The organism is Ponticaulis profundi, from assembly GCF_042659465.1.
Taxonomy (GTDB): Bacteria; Pseudomonadota; Alphaproteobacteria; order Caulobacterales; family Hyphomonadaceae; genus Ponticaulis; species Ponticaulis profundi.
This window is the reverse complement of record NZ_JBHSSW010000017.1, coordinates 152855-167825: the sequence shown is the minus strand read 5'-3', so window position 1 is coordinate 167825 and position 14971 is coordinate 152855. Positions and strand designations below refer to the sequence as shown.

Genomic DNA, 14971 nt, shown 5'->3' with positions numbered 1-14971 from the left:
AGCCGCGAAAAGGACCTACCCGCATGGCATTCTCTCTCTGGAACACGCACGCCCAGAACGATAGCCAAATCCTCTCGGCACTGAATCGCTCTCAAGCGATCATCAAGTTTTCGCCAGATGGTGTCATTGAAAGCGCCAACAAGAATTTTCTGAATCTGATGGGCTATCGCGAAGACGAAGTGGTGGGAAAGCACCACCGCATGTTCGTCGATCCGGAAGAAAGCGCCAAGGCTGACTATGCCGCATTCTGGGACGCGCTTCGCTCGGGTGAATTCCGGACCGATGAATACCGCCGGGTCACGAAGTCCGGCAAATCCGTCTGGATACAGGCGACGTACAATCCGATCATGAATGACCATGGTCAGGTGACCGGGATTGTGAAGCTGGCGACCGATATCAGCGCCAAAAAATCAAAATCAAGCACGGCTGCGGGCGTGATTACGGCGATCAACCAGTCCCAGGCGGTGATCCACTTCGCTATGGATGGCACAATCCAGGAAGCGAATGAGAACTTCTGCAAGACGGTTGGCTATGAGAGCGACGAGATTGTCGGCAAACGCCATGCGATCTTCGTGCCTGAAGAAGAACGTGGGCCGAAATATGAGGCTTTCTGGCGCGCGCTGAGCGAAGGCAAAGCCCAATCAGGCGAATTCAAGCGCATCAACAAGCACGGCAAGCCGATCTATATTCAGGCGACATACACGCCGATCCTGAACTTCCGCGGCAAGGCCTATAAGGTGATCAAGTTCGCCACCGACATCACAGATCGTGTGCTCGCGCGCAATGAACGCCAGCAGGTCACAGCGGAAATCGACCGTGACCTGACAAGCGTGGAGGAAATTATCCGCCGCGCCGCACAGCGCGCAGAAGAAGTCGCCCGGGCGTCCGCTGAAACATCTTCCAGCGTCGAGAATGTCGCCTCTGGCAGTTCACAACTCGCAAACTCGGTCGACGAGATTTCACAGCAGGCGTCCAAGGCGTATCAGATTTCTGAAAAGGCCGTTGACGAAGCGCGGGCGACGAATGGCCATATCCTGAAACTGTCCCAGTCGGCAGATCAGATCGGCGCGATCATCAGCCTGATCTCGGATATTGCTGAGCAGACCAATCTGCTGGCGCTGAACGCAACGATTGAGGCAGCGCGTGCCGGTGAAGCTGGCAAAGGGTTCGCGGTGGTTGCGAGTGAAGTGAAACAGCTGGCCACGCAATCAGCCAAGGCAAGCGGTGACATCTCGAAACAGATCAGCGCCGTTCAGGATGCAACACGCCTTGTGGTCTCTGCGATTGAGGGCATCGAGAAGATCATCACCGATGTGAACGCGATTTCCATGTCGATTTCCGGCGCTGTCGAGGAACAGGCCGCTGTGACCCGCGACATTTCGTCCAACATGATGGAAGCGACCAATGCGGTCGGGAATATCAGCGACGGAATTAACACGATTGCCGAAGCAACACGTGAAGTTCAGGGCTCGACGCAGAAAGTTAAGGCATTATCGGCCTCTATTGCGTCCTAGACACTGACCTGGCGTCAAGATTATTTACAACCAATACGCGCATTTCATAAGACCTTCGGTTTATGACGTGCGCGTCAGTCTCCCCTGAACAGGCGCGTATTTTAGTTAATACGAAAATTACCAAAACTTTTCACCTATTGGCGAAAGTGCAACTTAACGCATTCAGACGACCCTGAAGTCCGGCCCCGATTAACACCCACATAACAATCGACGGGGCTGGGATAGGGTTATTGGACATGATACTGAACTTTGGAGACGGAAATGTTCACGGCCTGCAAATGCAAGCCCTGAACCGGTCGCAAGCCATCATCGAATTTACACCGGATGGCACGATCCTGGATGCGAATGAAAACTTTCTGCAGACACTTGGCTATTCCCTTTCGGAAATTCAGGGCAGGCACCACGCGATGTTTGTGCGCCCGGAAGAGCGCGAAAGTCAGAGCTATAAGCAATTCTGGGCCGACCTTGGCGCAGGCAAGTTTCAGTCAGCTGCCTATCCCCGCATCTCCAAAACCGGTGAGGAAATCTGGATTCAGGCTTCCTATAACCCAATCGTCAATCGCAAGGGTCAGGTCATTTCTGTCCTGAAGATCGCGTCTGACATCACCGAACAGAAGCGTCAGTCTGCCGATGACCAGGGCAAGATGACCGCCATTGATCGCGCCCAGGCGACGATTGAGTTCAAGATGGATGGCACCATTCTGACGGCGAATGACAATTTCCTCGCAACCATCGGATATGACATCAATGAAATCCGCGGGAAGCACCACTCCATGTTCGTGGCGCCGGAGGACAAGGGCGTTGAGTACGACGCCTTCTGGCAGGCGCTGCGCCGCGGTGAGTTTCAATCGGCCGAGTATCGCCGCATCGGCAAAGGCGGCAAGGAAGTCTTTATTCAGGCGACCTACAACCCGATCTTCGATCACAATGGCAAGCCATTCAAAGTGGTCAAATTCGCAACCGATATCACGGAACAGGTGACCAGGCGCAGAGAGCGCGACGCTGTGTTCAATCAGCTGAATGAAGACCTGACGCGTATCCTCGAAGGCGTGACAGATGCGACGTCACAGCTCTCGACAGCGTCGGCCTCGGCACGCGAGACCTCTGAGAATGTCGAGAATGTTGCTGCAGGCAGCACGCAACTGGCAAACTCCGTGCACGAAATTTCAGAGCAGGTCACGATTGCCTCACGCGTGTCTCAGGATGCGGTCGAGAAAGTCCAGTCTGCCAATTCCTCGATTTCAAGCCTGGCAGAATCGGCCAATCAGATCGGTGCGATCATCAGCCTGATCTCTGACATTGCGGCGCAGACAAACCTTCTCGCCCTGAACGCGACCATTGAAGCGGCGCGCGCTGGTGAAGCGGGTAAAGGCTTTGCCGTCGTGGCGGGTGAAGTGAAAGCGCTGGCGAACCAGTCTGCGAAAGCGACTGATGACATCTCCAAACAGATCAATGCGGTGCAGTTCGCGACCGATCAGGCGGTGAATGCCATTGCCGAGATTGCGAATGTCATTTCTCAGGTCAGCGATATCTCCATGTCGATCTCTGGCGCGGTCGAAGAACAGGCCAGTGTCACACAGGATATTTCCCGCAATATGAGCGGCGCGACGAGTGCCATCAGCAATATTTCCCATGGCGTGGACAGCCTTGCGGCCACTAACCTTCAGATCCAGCAATCGACCGAACAGGTCAAAGGGCTGGCCATGAGGCTGGTGAGCTAAGGCAAGGCATTGGATGGTCAGGATTTCCGAAGGTTCGCTTTCAGGAAATCCACCATCCATTTGGCCATGAGGGTGTTGTCGTCTGGCTGGCTGAAACTTTCGCGCGCCTGATCCACCTGCTCCTGCGTCAGCGGATTGCCTTTTCGGGCTTCATAAAGATCCATCAGGAATTCATCACTGAATTCGGGGTGTCCCTGAAAGCTCAGAATAGGCGCTCGCGAGTACACCAGCGCGGCATGTGGTGCAAAGTCGTTTCCGGCCAGCACCTCTGCGCCAATCGGTGTCGATAACACCTGATCCTGATGGCTGACGCCAACAGCAAAGGTCTCAGCCTGCGGCATCATCCAGTCTGGATGGCTGGCGACCTGATAGGTGTGGCGCCCGACGCCCCAGCCTTTCTCGACGGCTTTGCGCACATCACCGCCCAGCGCGGATGCAATGACCTGATGGCCAAAACAAATGCCGAGCATGGGAACACGCTGTTCGGCGGCAAAGCCAATCCATTCTTCCAGCGTGCGCATCCAGGGCACGTCATCATAAACGCCATAGGCAGACCCGGTGATCAGGATCGCTTCCAGTGTTTCCGGGTCCGGCAGAGCGTCACCGCTTTCCAGGGCTACCGTTTCGAACGTCATGTCCGGGTCCACACGCCTGAACAGCGCCTCGAACATGGCCGGATAGCCTTTCGGATATTTGTCGCGGATGGCGAGCGGCGGCAGTCCGGTTTCGATGATCGTCAGCTTCAGACTCATGACAGATTGGCTCCTCTCGTCAGCGTCGCGTTCGATGGAAAAGCCTCAGTTCGCCTTTCCTCGCAAGGCCTGTAACATGGCGCCTGCAAAGGCCATGACAACCACGCCGGAGGTCACAAGCTGATGATGCTTTCGAGAGGCACGCAAAACCAGCGCCGTTTCGAGATATCCGCCCCAAAGGCACACAACCAAGCGCCCAAAGCCTGCCGCCCTGTCATCCGGGAAAGTGAGGCGGTCATCTGTAATGCCCCCCCGATGTCCCGGAGAAAGCGATCATAACGCCCTCACCGGCGCGCTCCACAGCCTGAAAGGTTTTTGTTGTCTATGAAAATATGGTTTTGAAGCACCAAAGTGACGGACGCCTATAGCGTCATGGTGCCGACTGTTTCAGTCTGTACCGATAAAGTCGATTTCCTACGACATGTGCGAATTCGCCTTTCGCGTTCAGCGAGAAAACGTCTCCGCATACAGTCCCCTTCAAGCCGTAGCATTCAATGAGGCTGGATCGCGACGGATCGCTCAGGTCGAAGATTTCGAGACGATCCACAAGATCAGAATACAGTACGACGGAGTTTGAACTTCTACTCGCTTCAACGTATCTCCAGCCACCGATGAAACGCCCCCGCACCGGATGTTCGAATCCTTCCGCAAATAGGTGTGCATCAAAGGCCGCGTCCACATCAGCCGTAACCACCGGAATGACGCAGGGATCTGGAGGCGGAGCTGTGTGCCAGGGAGATGCCAATATCTGATTTTGACCCAGCCAGCCCTTGCACACCACATCGTCACCGCGCCCCAGAATTTCTGCGAGTTGCAAAGTGTCTCCAACAATGTCGAAGGATGCGGCCAACCACTTACGCCGTTGGGGAGATCCCGACGGGCCATCATGTCGAAAGAAAATCAGAACGCGGCCATCTTCGCTAAAGTCGACCGTTTCGAAGCGATAGGCAGACAATTCGAGCTGGCTTTCTGCATCATCAGAGAAAGACAATAACGTCGCGTCGTTCGAATTTTCTGACGTCAGATCGGCCAGAAATATCTGATTGTCACGTCGCTCGCCGTTGAAAAAAGAATGCCAAAGTACCAGCGCTTGATTCACCGAGTCTAAAGCCACTCCGTTGACAGAACCAATCGCCTGCTCTCCGAAGCATGGCATGTGTTCGAACGTCTGCGAAACCGCGTCGAAGCGGTCAACGCATATTCCATCGTCGTGAACGAATGAGCCGGGGGATATCGGCTGGATTGAGATTGCATACAGAAAGTTGCCAGACCTCAGGAATACTACGGAAGCCTGAAGCCTCCTCCCTTCCCGAGGCAAATCCCAAACGCGGACCGTCTTGCCCGTCTGCGTATCGAAAATTCCGATCTCGTCGGAGTTACCATCTTTCGCGCAATCGACAGCAACCATCAGGTATTTGCCATTCTCAGCCAGCAGGCTGGCGCGTGGGCGCGGCGCACGTCTGCAAGGTATTTTCGTTTCGCTGACCAGCTCGACCTTTTCCCGCATCGCGTCAGACAGTCCACCCGAAGAAAGGGATGCGCAGCCGGTCAAAGCCAGCGCAGTGAAAGCGACGCTGCGCAGAACGGGCCCAAAAAGAGTCGAGAAGCTGAAAGGGGTCATGACGAACTGGCCTCATCGTTTCGATGAGAAAACGATGTCATTGGTCGGTTTTCAAATCAATCTCGTCATAGCCCTACTGCATTGTCGGCAGGGCGTATCGCAGGATGAGATGACCGCCCTGTCTTTGCGCGCGTGCACAGGACAGGGCAATAAGCGACTATTCGACGTCCTTGCTGGCAATCCATGTGCGGACGCGTTCTTCGAGCACGGCGAGTGGCATGGAGCCTTTCTCCAGCACGACATCATGGAATTCGCGGATGTCGAAGTCCGCACCGAGCGCGGTCTCGGCTTCTTCGCGCAGCGCCTTGATGGTCAGCTCACCGATCTTGTAAGCCGTCGCCTGCCCCGGCCAGCCAATATAGCGCGTGACTTCGGTCTTGATGTTCAGAGGTGACAGCGCCGAATTCTCGATGAAGCATTTTTCGGCCTCTTCGCGCGTCCAGCCATACCAGTGCAGCCCGGTGTCTGCGACCAGCCGGCAGGCACGCCACATCTCGTAAGAGAGCTTGCCGAAGCGCTTATACGGCGTGTCGTAAATCCCCATTTCCGTAGCAAGCGATTCTGAATAAAGCCCCCAGCCTTCGCCAAAGGCGGTCGCGTAATAGTCACGGCGAAACTCCGGAACGTCTTCCAGCTCCTGCGCCAGCGCGATCTGGTGGTGATGGCCCGGCACCGCCTCATGCGCGGTCAGAGATGGCAGCTCGTAAAGCGCGCGCTGGTCCAGCGCGTAGGTGTTTACCCAGTAAGCACCTGCCTTGCCTTCTTTCAGCGATCCGCCGACATAGCGCCCCGTCGTATAGCCTGGCGCAATCGCGGCGGGCACCGGCTCAACGCCATAAGAAAGACGCGGCAGGGTGTAGAAGAATTTCGGCATCTGATAGTCGATATCCTTGGCGATCCGGGCCGCTGTCGCCATCAGTTCTTCAGGGGTCTGCGCATAGAATTGCGGATCGGTCCGCAGGAAATCCAGAAACTCTGCGAAGCTGCCTTCAAAGCCAACTTCCTCGATGATGGCATCCATCTCTGCGCGGATGCGGGCGACTTCTGACTTGCCGATCTCGTGAACGTCTTCCGGCGTCAGGTCCGGGCGTGTCGTATGATGGCTCAATACGGCCTGATAATAGGCCTTGGCTTCCGGAAAGCTCACCACACCGGCCGTCTCACGTGTCTGCGGGGCGTAGGTGTTCTTGAAAAAATAATTCACCGCTTTGAGTTTTTTGATCACGCCTGAAATCAGCGTGCGCGCCTGCGCCTGATACTCCGCCTTTTCTTCGTATGACATATGATCCGGCAGAGAACGGAAAGGCTGATAAAAGCCCGTCTCGGTGATCGGTGTCTCAATGATCTCGTCGATCTGGACGATCACCGTCTCGAGCGGGTCCTTATAGGAAACAAAGCCGGTTTCGAGACCGCGCTCCATGTTTTCGATGTTGGCATCAAGGAAGGCCGGAACGCCCGCAAGCAGTTTCAGAGTGGCTTCAGCGTCCGCCGCATCGGTGATGCGTGTGCTCGACAATTGAAAAGTCACGGAAGCGTGAAAGCCCCAATCGCCCGTGAATGGCAGGCGTTCTTCATCGAATGCCATCAGCGCCAGATCGCCATCGACAATGGTCGAAAGGATTTCGAGATTCAGACGCTCGTCTTCTGTCAGTCCATCTTCTTCAATGGCATCCAGCCGGGCATCAATCGCTTCGAGTTTTTCGACCGCGGCCTCTGTCGCCGCTGGGGAAATGTCCGGCCAGTGGTCCGGCAGTGTGTCGTTTGCATCTGCTTCGGCAAACGGGCTCGCCCAGAGCCGGTAAGCATCATATGCGTCAATCGCCTCATCCAGTGCCGGGTCTGCTGCTGCGGTGATCGTCAGGAGAGAAGAAACCCCAACACAAAGGAGGTTAATGGCAAATTGGCGCATGATAAGACGATCCTAGGATTGACTATATGAATTTGAATTCTAGAACCTGACCCATAACTACAACGGATTTCAAGGGGGCCGTCTTGGCTGGAAGCGACTGGAACGACACAAGACCGTTGTCACCGCACATCATGAATTGGAAGTGGCACATCACAATGGCCACCTCTATCCTGCACCGCGCAACAGGCATCGCACTCTATGTGGGCGCGTTTGCACTGGTCGGATGGCTGCTCGCCATCGCAAGTGGTCCGGAAGCCTATGCTGGATACTCAGCTGTCATGGGATCTCCCCTCGGGCTTCTCATCCTGTTCGGTTTCACTGTCGCAATCTTCTATCACCTCGCAAATGGTATCCGTCACCTGTTCTGGGACGCCGGCACTGGCTACAAGCCTGAAACGGCAACCATGACAGCCTGGGTGACGATTATCGTCGGTATTGTTGGTGCGGTCGCTCTCTGGGCGATCATTCTGGCAGCGTAAGGCGGGAGTTCTCAAACATGTCTCAGAAATCTATCCGCACACCGCTCAACAATGTTCGTGGCCTTGGGTCTGCCAAGGAAGGCGCCGGCCACTTCATCAAGCAGCGCGTTACCGCCATCGCCCTGATCTTCCTTGTTCCGTACATGATGTACTGCCTGATCACTGCCACTCAGGGCGGATATGACACGGCAGCCGCCTTTGTCGGCAATCCGATCAATGGCGTCCTCATCATCCTGTTTGCTGGCGCAGCATTCCTTCACATGCGCCTCGGCCTGCAGGTCGTGATTGAAGACTATATCGGCAAGCACACAACACGCGTCGTTCTGCTGATGCTGAACACATTCGTATCCATCGCCTTGTTCGCAGCAGCCGCCTACGCCGTCGTCCGTATCGGGCTGGGCGCTTAAGCAGAACACACCTAAAGAGGCTGAACAGATGACTTATACCTGGATCGATCACACATATGATGTTGTCGTCGTCGGCGCTGGTGGCTCAGGCCTGCGCGCCGCACTCGGTAGCGCAGAAGCTGGCCTGAAAACGGCTTGTATCACCAAGGTTTTCCCAACCCGTTCGCACACTGTTGCGGCTCAGGGCGGCATTGCTGCATCCCTGAAGAATATGGGCCCGGATGACTGGCGCTGGCACATGTATGACACCGTAAAAGGGTCAGACTGGCTGGGCGACCAGGACGCGATTGAATATCTCGTCCGCGAAGCACCGGCTGCCGTTTACGAGCTCGACCACTATGGCGTGCCCTTCTCCCGTACCGAAGAAGGCAAGATTTATCAGCGCCCATTCGGCGGTCACATGCAGAATTTCGGTGAAGGCCCACCGGTCCAGCGGACCTGTGCTGCGGCTGACCGGACCGGTCACGCGATCCTGCACACGCTGTATGGCCAGTGCGTCAAGCAAGACACCGAATTCTTCATCGAGTATTTCGCGCTCGACCTCATCATGGATGAGGAAGGCGTTTGCCGCGGTATCACCGCGCTGAAACTCGACGATGGCACGCTGCACCGTTTCCGTGCGCAGAAAGTTGTTCTGGCAACAGGCGGTTATGGCCGTGCCTTCTTCTCCTGTACGTCTGCTCACACCTGTACGGGTGACGGCAATGCGATGGTTCTGCGTGCTGGCCTGCCTCTGCAGGACATGGAGTTCGTTCAGTTCCACCCAACCGGCATTTACGGCGCAGGCTGTCTGATCACAGAGGGCGCACGCGGTGAAGGCGGTATCCTGCGGAACTCCGAAGGCGAACGCTTCATGGAGCGTTATGCGCCGAATGCGAAAGACCTTGCGTCCCGCGACGTGGTTTCACGCTGCATGGCGATGGAAATCCGCGAAGGTCGCGGTGTCGGCGAGCATTCTGACCACATCTTCCTGCACCTGGATCACCTCGATCCTGCGGTTCTGCATCAGCGCCTGCCAGGTATTTCTGAATCTGCGAAGATCTTTGCTGGCGTGGACGTCACGAAAGAGCCGATCCCGGTTCTGCCAACCGTGCACTACAATATGGGCGGCATTCCGACGAACTATCACGGTGAAGTGCTCACGCTTCGCGATGGTGACCCGGATGCCATCGTTCAGGGCCTCTATGCTGTTGGTGAAGCGGCCTGTGTGTCGGTTCACGGTGCAAACCGTCTCGGCTCCAACTCACTCATCGACCTCGTGGTCTTTGGCCGCGCGACCGGTCTGCGCCTTGGCGCCACAACCGAAGCCGGCGCAAGCCAGCCAGAGTTCAATGCCAGCACGGGCGAGAACACGCTCACGCGTCTCGACAAGTTCCGCAACGCGTCTGGTGGCACGCCAACGGCTGAGCTGCGCCTGCAAATGCAAAAAGGCATGCAGTCAAACTGTGCGGTCTTCCGGACCGGTGAGATCCTCCAAGAAGGTGTGGACGCGATCAAAGACGTCTATTCCGGCATTCCGGACATCGGCGTTTCTGACCGCGGCATGATCTGGAACACCGACCTCATGGAAACACTTGAGTTCGACAACCTGATCGCTCAGGCAGCTGTGACCGTGAACGGCGCGGTGAACCGTACCGAAAGCCGTGGCGCGCACGCCCGTGAAGACTATCCCGATCGTGATGACGAGAACTGGATGAAGCACACGCTCGCATGGTGTGATGAGCTTGGTAACGTCAAGATCGACTACCGTCCGGTTCACGCATACACCATGTCGAACGACATTGAGTACATCAAACCGAAAGCCCGCGTTTACTAGGTTTTCTGGTGAAATAACAAAATGAAAGCCGGCCTCTCTGGGGCCGGCTTTTTTCTTTGCAACCGTCACGCACCTGTTGCTAAGCTCGTAAACGGAGCGGGAGCCTTTTGGGGGATCATGATGGAAAAGTTCAGTTTCGACGCAGCCTTCAACCATTTTCACAGAACAGAGGGACCGAAAGGCTTCGTCTGGAAATTTTTCCTGACCTATATGGTGCTGATGGGCATCTACTATACGGTTTTTGGCGGCTTGTTCCTGTCATCCTACCTGCCTTTCGTTGGCACCGTCATTGACGGCGGCGAGCCGGACCCGGCTCAGATGATGTCCCAGATCGGCGTGTTTCTGGGCATCGCCTTGCTGGCTGCGCCGGTCTTCCTGATCATTTATGCCATGCTCGAAGCCTCCGCCCTGCGCCGGTACATCCGCAAGGAAGGCTTTTCCATCGGACTCGGCGGCGATGAATGGCGTATTGTTGGCGTTTATCTGCTCTGGTTCGTATTCAGCATTCTCGCCTACTTAGCGATGATGATCGCTATGCTGGCGATCTTTATTCCCATCGGACTGATCAGCGGTGGCGGCGACAATGCCGGCGCGGCCATTGGAGGCGGTATACTGGCCTTCTTTCTGATCATTGCATTGATCTGTCTCATGGTCTTTCTGGGCATTCGCTTTTCCGCAGCCAGTGCTGTCACCATGCGCGACCGCAAAGTCTCTTTCCTGAAAGCATGGGGGGCGACAAAAGGCCGGTTCTGGCCAATGTTTGGCGCTTTCCTTCTGATCTATGTGATTGTCTATCTGGTCCAGATGGCTGTGCAGACCGTTTTCATGTTCATTATCATGGGCGGGATGATGTCAAACATCGAGCAGCTCGAGACGATAGACGACCCTTCAGAGCTAATCGAGATGATGATGAATCCCGTCTTGCTGATTGGCATATTGATGCTGGTCATCGCGCAGGTCGCTGTCACGGCCTTCATGCATTACGGTTTCCTCGGCGTCACCTCCAAGGTCGCTCTGACCGATCCACGCTGGAGCGGCCGGGTCGATGAGACGGCGGTTGTCTTCGAATAGGCTTTCGCCCTGCAAAACCTCGTGATTTTCGGGCGATAGACGCAAAAAATCGCCCGACAAAGCTCGCCAGGTAAATAAAACTCGCCTAATTGATCTGGAGACTTATCATTTGGGTTATACGTGGTTATAAGCCAGAAGACACGATCTGAAGGACGGAGCAAAAATGGTTCAGTTGACGCTTCCTGCGAACTCTAAGGTTAAAACCGGCAAGACCTGGCCGAAGCCAGAAGGCGCGCAAAACCTGAAGAAGTTCAAGATCTACCGTTATGATCCGGAAGGCGGCGAATCTCCACGCTGGGACACATATTTCGTCGACATGGACAAATGCGGTCCGATGGTGCTCGACGTCCTGATCTATATCAAGAACAATGTTGATGCGACGCTCACCTTCCGCCGGTCCTGCCGGGAAGGTATTTGCGGCTCCTGCGCCATGATGATCGGCGGCCGGAACACCATCGCCTGCACCAAAGGCTGGGACGAATTCGCCGGCTCTTCCATCACGATCGCACCGCTTCCGCACATGCCGGTCGTCAAGGACCTCGTGCCGGACCTCACCAATTTCTACGCACAGCACGCTTATGTGCAGCCCTTCCTGAAAACCGACACACCAGAGCCGGAAAAAGAATGGCTGCAAACGCCGGAAGACCGCGACAAGCTCGACGGCCTTTACGAGTGCATCATGTGTGCCTGCTGCTCGACATCCTGCCCGTCTTACTGGTGGAATGGCGACAAGTATCTCGGCCCTGCAGCCCTGCTCCACGCGTATCGCTGGCTGATCGATAGCCGTGACGAAGCGCGTGGCGAGCGTCTGGATGATCTGGAAGATCCATTCAAGCTGTATCGCTGCCACACCATCATGAACTGTGCGCAGGTTTGCCCGAAAGGCCTGAACCCGGCCAAGGCGATCGGCGAGATCAAGAAAATGATGGTCGAACGCGTCGCCTAGACTGATCTCGGATAATGCTTTGAAAAGCCCGCCCTAACCGGCGGGTTTTTTGTTTTCTGCCCCTGTAAAACCGAGGCGCTGCTGACGCGAAAATGGAGATCGTCCCCCGCCGCGCTGACGTCTCGAAATCGTGACTTTTGGAAACCGTATCAACACGCTAGGTAGCCCCTCAGACATGGGAGGTCTCTTTGACAACAGATACGGTTTTCTCACCGCTTGAACTCACCCGTGGTCCGGCCTGGAAGAACCGCCTGACCCTCGCACCGCTGACGAATACGCAGAGCCATGACGACGGCACCTTGTCCGACGATGAGTTCAACTGGCTGGTCAAACGCGCAGAAGGCGGTTTCGCAATGGTGATGACCTGCGCCGCCCATGTGCAGAAAGTCGGTCAGGGCTTTCCCGGCCAGCTCGGCATCTGGAGCGATGATCATCTGCCGGGTCTGACGCGGCTTGCCAATGCGCTGCGTGAGAATGGCGCCGTCTCTTCGGTTCAGCTGCACCATGCCGGAAATCGCGCCGACAAGGACATCATCTCCGCCCCGGTTTGCCCGTCGGACGATGACGCAACGGGTGCACGCGGGCTGACCACAGCAGAAGTTGAGCAATTACGTGACGACTTCATCGCGGCGGCGAAACGTGCAGAAACCGCAGGCTTTGACGGCGTGGAAGTCCATGGCGCACACGGTTATATTCTGGCGCAGTTTCTGTCCCCTGACATCAACAAGCGCGAAGACCAGTATGGCGGCAGTCTCGAGAATCGGTTCCGGCTTATCGTCGAGATCATCGACGGCATCCGGGCTGAGTGCCGTCCGGATTTCCAGCTGGGCCTGCGCCTCTCACCTGAACGGTTTGGTCTGCGCTTGCCAGAGATCGTGACGGTGACCGAAGAGATCATGGCATCTGGCAAGCTGGACTATATGGACCTCTCGCTGTGGGACTTCCGCAAGACACCGCAAGATAGCGAGGATGGCGCGGCCAGTCTGTTGTCACACTTCACCGATCTGCCACGCAATGGCACACGCCTTGGCGCGGCAGGCAAAATCCGGGATGCGCAGGACGTACGTGATGCGCTCGAGCAGGGATGTGATTTCGTGCTGATCGGCCGCGCTGCCATTCTGCATCATGACATGGCAAACCGTATGGCAGCCGATCCGGATTACACCGCTCCTGAGCTGCCTGTTACAGCAGATCATTTGCGCGCCGAGGGGCTTGGTGAGGCGTTCGTGACGTATATGAGCGGCTGGAAAGGCTTTGTCGAAGGCTAGCCTCCGCTGACCCGTTTTCCAGACATTTCACGCCTTCCATGAATGAGACCATCATCATGGAGGGAAGAGATGTTCAGACAATGGCTTACAGGGGCGGCGCTCGCCTGCCTATCGGCACTACCGGCGACCGCGCAAATGGGAGGCAGCCCGGCACCCGCCCCCGGCTATTGGCGCTGTGTGGCCAATTCACCCCTCGCCTCGATTGATATGCAGTATCAGGTTGGCCCGGGCGGTCAGCTCGCAGGTCAGGGGACGATTGTCTATTCCGGCACTTGGCAGACCTACAATGTGTCTGGCCCGGGTCGCTGGGGCGCGCTGCCGCCGGATCAGGATTCGAATGAATGGCTGTTTCAGTTCCAGTTACAGCCGCAAAATCACGCCGTCTTTTCCGTGTATGCGCGTCCGACCAATGATCCGAACTATCTGAACAATGTTTTCTATAACCCGCAGAGCGGGCAGACCACGGAAACGAGCTGTCAGAAAATCGGGTAAGAACCGTTACAGCGAAGCCAGAAGGCTTCGCTGTTTCGTTATGAGCATCAGACCGTGCGCTTGGCCTTGTCCTTGGCGTTCTGCTTTTCGATGGCATCGCGCGCAGCCTGCCATTGTTCATCACCCCAGGCGGCAAGGCCGGAGAAGTTGCCGCCGCTCGCATTGTACATGGCACCGTCAATCGCGATTGTCTGACCGTTGATGTATTCGGCGCCCGGCCCCATGAGCAGGACCGCCAGATTGACCAGTTCGTGCATTTCACCCACACGGCCCATCGGATTGGCAAATGACGAATCGCGACGCTCACCGCCTGTATCCGGCGACAGGCGATTGGACATGCCCTCGGTTGGGAATGGGCCCGGCGCAATGGCATTGAAGCGGATATTGTGACGGCCCCACTCCACAGCGAGCGATTGCGTCATGGTGTTGACGGCGGCCTTGGACATGGCGGACGGAACCACAAACGGACCACCATTCCAGACCCAGGTCGTCAGGATGGAGATCACATTGCCGCGGCGCTTTTCCTCGATCCAGCGCTTGCCGATATCGTGTGTCATGTAGAATGAGCCACGGAACACAATGTTGGAAATCGCATCAAAGCCGCGCGTGGAAAGGTCTTCCGTGCGCGAGATGAAATTACCCGCCGCATTGTTCACGAGGCCAGTCAGCGGGCCATGTTCGGACCAGATGCGGTTGTTCATGTCATGAATGGCTTCAGCGACGCGGATGTCACAGGCGTGCGGAACGACCTTGCCACCATGCTTGTCCATCAGCTCTTTCGCGGTTTCCTCACATACTGAGCCGCGACGACCGCAGATATGCACTTCAGCGCCAAGCTTGAGAAAGCCTTCGGCCATCTCCTTGCCAAGCCCGGTGCCACCACCTGTGATCAGAATGCGCTCATCCGACATCAGGCCGTCGCGATACATGAGTTGTGAAACGTCCATATGTTCCTCCCTTATTCTTTCAGGGATT

Annotated in this window: 13 protein-coding genes; 9 read left to right on the top strand and 4 right to left on the bottom strand. The window is 56.2% G+C overall.

The window, feature by feature from the left end:
* Positions 1–23 precede the first annotated feature (23 nt).
* Both ACFQDM_RS13175 and ACFQDM_RS13170 read left to right on the top strand, forming a co-directional pair.
* Positions 24–1514 (top strand): methyl-accepting chemotaxis protein, encoded by a 1491-nt coding sequence (locus tag ACFQDM_RS13175; RefSeq protein WP_377379776.1) that lies wholly within the window; start codon positions 24–26, stop codon positions 1512–1514.
* Positions 1515–1750: 236 nt separating this feature from the next.
* On the top strand, positions 1751–3235 hold the full coding sequence (locus ACFQDM_RS13170) for a methyl-accepting chemotaxis protein (protein WP_377379774.1): 1485 nt from the start codon (positions 1751–1753) through the stop codon (positions 3233–3235).
* Positions 3236–3252: 17 nt separating this feature from the next.
* Here ACFQDM_RS13170 and ACFQDM_RS13165 read toward each other — a convergent pair whose 3' ends face one another.
* The 3 genes from ACFQDM_RS13165 to ACFQDM_RS13155 form a co-directional block, all read right to left on the bottom strand.
* Positions 3253–3987, bottom strand: coding sequence for a homoserine O-acetyltransferase/O-succinyltransferase family protein (locus ACFQDM_RS13165; RefSeq protein WP_377379773.1), 735 nt, complete (start codon positions 3985–3987; stop codon positions 3253–3255).
* Positions 3988–4357: 370 nt separating this feature from the next.
* Complete coding sequence (locus ACFQDM_RS13160; protein WP_377379771.1) at positions 4358–5494, bottom strand: hypothetical protein; 1137 nt, start codon at positions 5492–5494, stop codon at positions 4358–4360.
* Positions 5495–5765: 271 nt separating this feature from the next.
* Positions 5766–7517: a DUF885 domain-containing protein gene (locus tag ACFQDM_RS13155; protein WP_377379769.1), complete on the bottom strand. Its 1752-nt coding sequence runs from the start codon at positions 7515–7517 to the stop codon at positions 5766–5768.
* 83 nt (positions 7518–7600) lie between these two features.
* Between ACFQDM_RS13155 and sdhC the strand changes: the two genes are divergently transcribed.
* The 7 genes from sdhC (at position 7601) to ACFQDM_RS13120 (ending at position 13996) form a co-directional block, all read left to right on the top strand.
* Complete coding sequence (gene sdhC / locus ACFQDM_RS13150) at positions 7601–7996, top strand: succinate dehydrogenase, cytochrome b556 subunit (protein ID WP_377379767.1); 396 nt, start codon at positions 7601–7603, stop codon at positions 7994–7996.
* 17 nt (positions 7997–8013) lie between these two features.
* Positions 8014–8403 carry a succinate dehydrogenase, hydrophobic membrane anchor protein gene (gene sdhD / locus ACFQDM_RS13145; protein WP_377379765.1) on the top strand — a complete coding sequence of 130 codons (390 nt, stop codon included), beginning with the start codon at positions 8014–8016 and terminating at the stop codon, positions 8401–8403.
* 28 nt (positions 8404–8431) lie between these two features.
* On the top strand, positions 8432–10219 hold the full coding sequence (gene sdhA, locus ACFQDM_RS13140; RefSeq protein WP_377379763.1) for a succinate dehydrogenase flavoprotein subunit: 1788 nt from the start codon (positions 8432–8434) through the stop codon (positions 10217–10219).
* Positions 10220–10339: 120 nt separating this feature from the next.
* Positions 10340–11290: a hypothetical protein gene (locus tag ACFQDM_RS13135; protein WP_377379761.1), complete on the top strand. Its 951-nt coding sequence runs from the start codon at positions 10340–10342 to the stop codon at positions 11288–11290.
* Between the two features lie 163 nt (positions 11291–11453).
* Entirely contained in the window at positions 11454–12236 is a 783-nt protein-coding gene (locus tag ACFQDM_RS13130; RefSeq protein WP_377379759.1) for a succinate dehydrogenase iron-sulfur subunit, read from the top strand.
* Between the two features lie 188 nt (positions 12237–12424).
* Positions 12425–13504, top strand: a complete 1080-nt coding sequence (locus tag ACFQDM_RS13125) for an NADH:flavin oxidoreductase (protein WP_377379757.1) — start codon at positions 12425–12427, stop codon at positions 13502–13504.
* Positions 13505–13573: 69 nt separating this feature from the next.
* Positions 13574–13996, top strand: a complete 423-nt coding sequence (locus ACFQDM_RS13120) for a hypothetical protein (protein WP_377379755.1) — start codon at positions 13574–13576, stop codon at positions 13994–13996.
* Between the two features lie 47 nt (positions 13997–14043).
* Here the strand turns inward: ACFQDM_RS13120 and ACFQDM_RS13115 are convergent, their stop codons facing one another.
* Positions 14044–14943 carry an SDR family oxidoreductase gene (locus ACFQDM_RS13115; protein WP_377379754.1) on the bottom strand — a complete coding sequence of 300 codons (900 nt, stop codon included), beginning with the start codon at positions 14941–14943 and terminating at the stop codon, positions 14044–14046.
* Positions 14944–14971 lie beyond the last annotated feature (28 nt).

Coding starts and splice junctions, on each gene's coding strand:
- sdhD (WP_377379765.1), top strand. CDS start 8,014: ATGTCTCAGAAATCTATCCGCACACCGCTCAACAATGTTCGTGGCCTT.
- ACFQDM_RS13135 (WP_377379761.1), top strand. CDS start 10,340: ATGGAAAAGTTCAGTTTCGACGCAGCCTTCAACCATTTTCACAGAACA.
- ACFQDM_RS13120 (WP_377379755.1), top strand. CDS start 13,574: ATGTTCAGACAATGGCTTACAGGGGCGGCGCTCGCCTGCCTATCGGCA.
- ACFQDM_RS13115 (WP_377379754.1), bottom strand. CDS start 14,943: ATGGACGTTTCACAACTCATGTATCGCGACGGCCTGATGTCGGATGAG.
- ACFQDM_RS13160 (WP_377379771.1), bottom strand. CDS start 5,494: ATGCGGGAAAAGGTCGAGCTGGTCAGCGAAACGAAAATACCTTGCAGA.
- ACFQDM_RS13155 (WP_377379769.1), bottom strand. CDS start 7,517: ATGCGCCAATTTGCCATTAACCTCCTTTGTGTTGGGGTTTCTTCTCTC.
- sdhA (WP_377379763.1), top strand. CDS start 8,432: ATGACTTATACCTGGATCGATCACACATATGATGTTGTCGTCGTCGGC.
- ACFQDM_RS13165 (WP_377379773.1), bottom strand. CDS start 3,987: ATGAGTCTGAAGCTGACGATCATCGAAACCGGACTGCCGCCGCTCGCC.
- ACFQDM_RS13175 (WP_377379776.1), top strand. CDS start 24: ATGGCATTCTCTCTCTGGAACACGCACGCCCAGAACGATAGCCAAATC.
- ACFQDM_RS13170 (WP_377379774.1), top strand. CDS start 1,751: ATGATACTGAACTTTGGAGACGGAAATGTTCACGGCCTGCAAATGCAA.
- ACFQDM_RS13130 (WP_377379759.1), top strand. CDS start 11,454: ATGGTTCAGTTGACGCTTCCTGCGAACTCTAAGGTTAAAACCGGCAAG.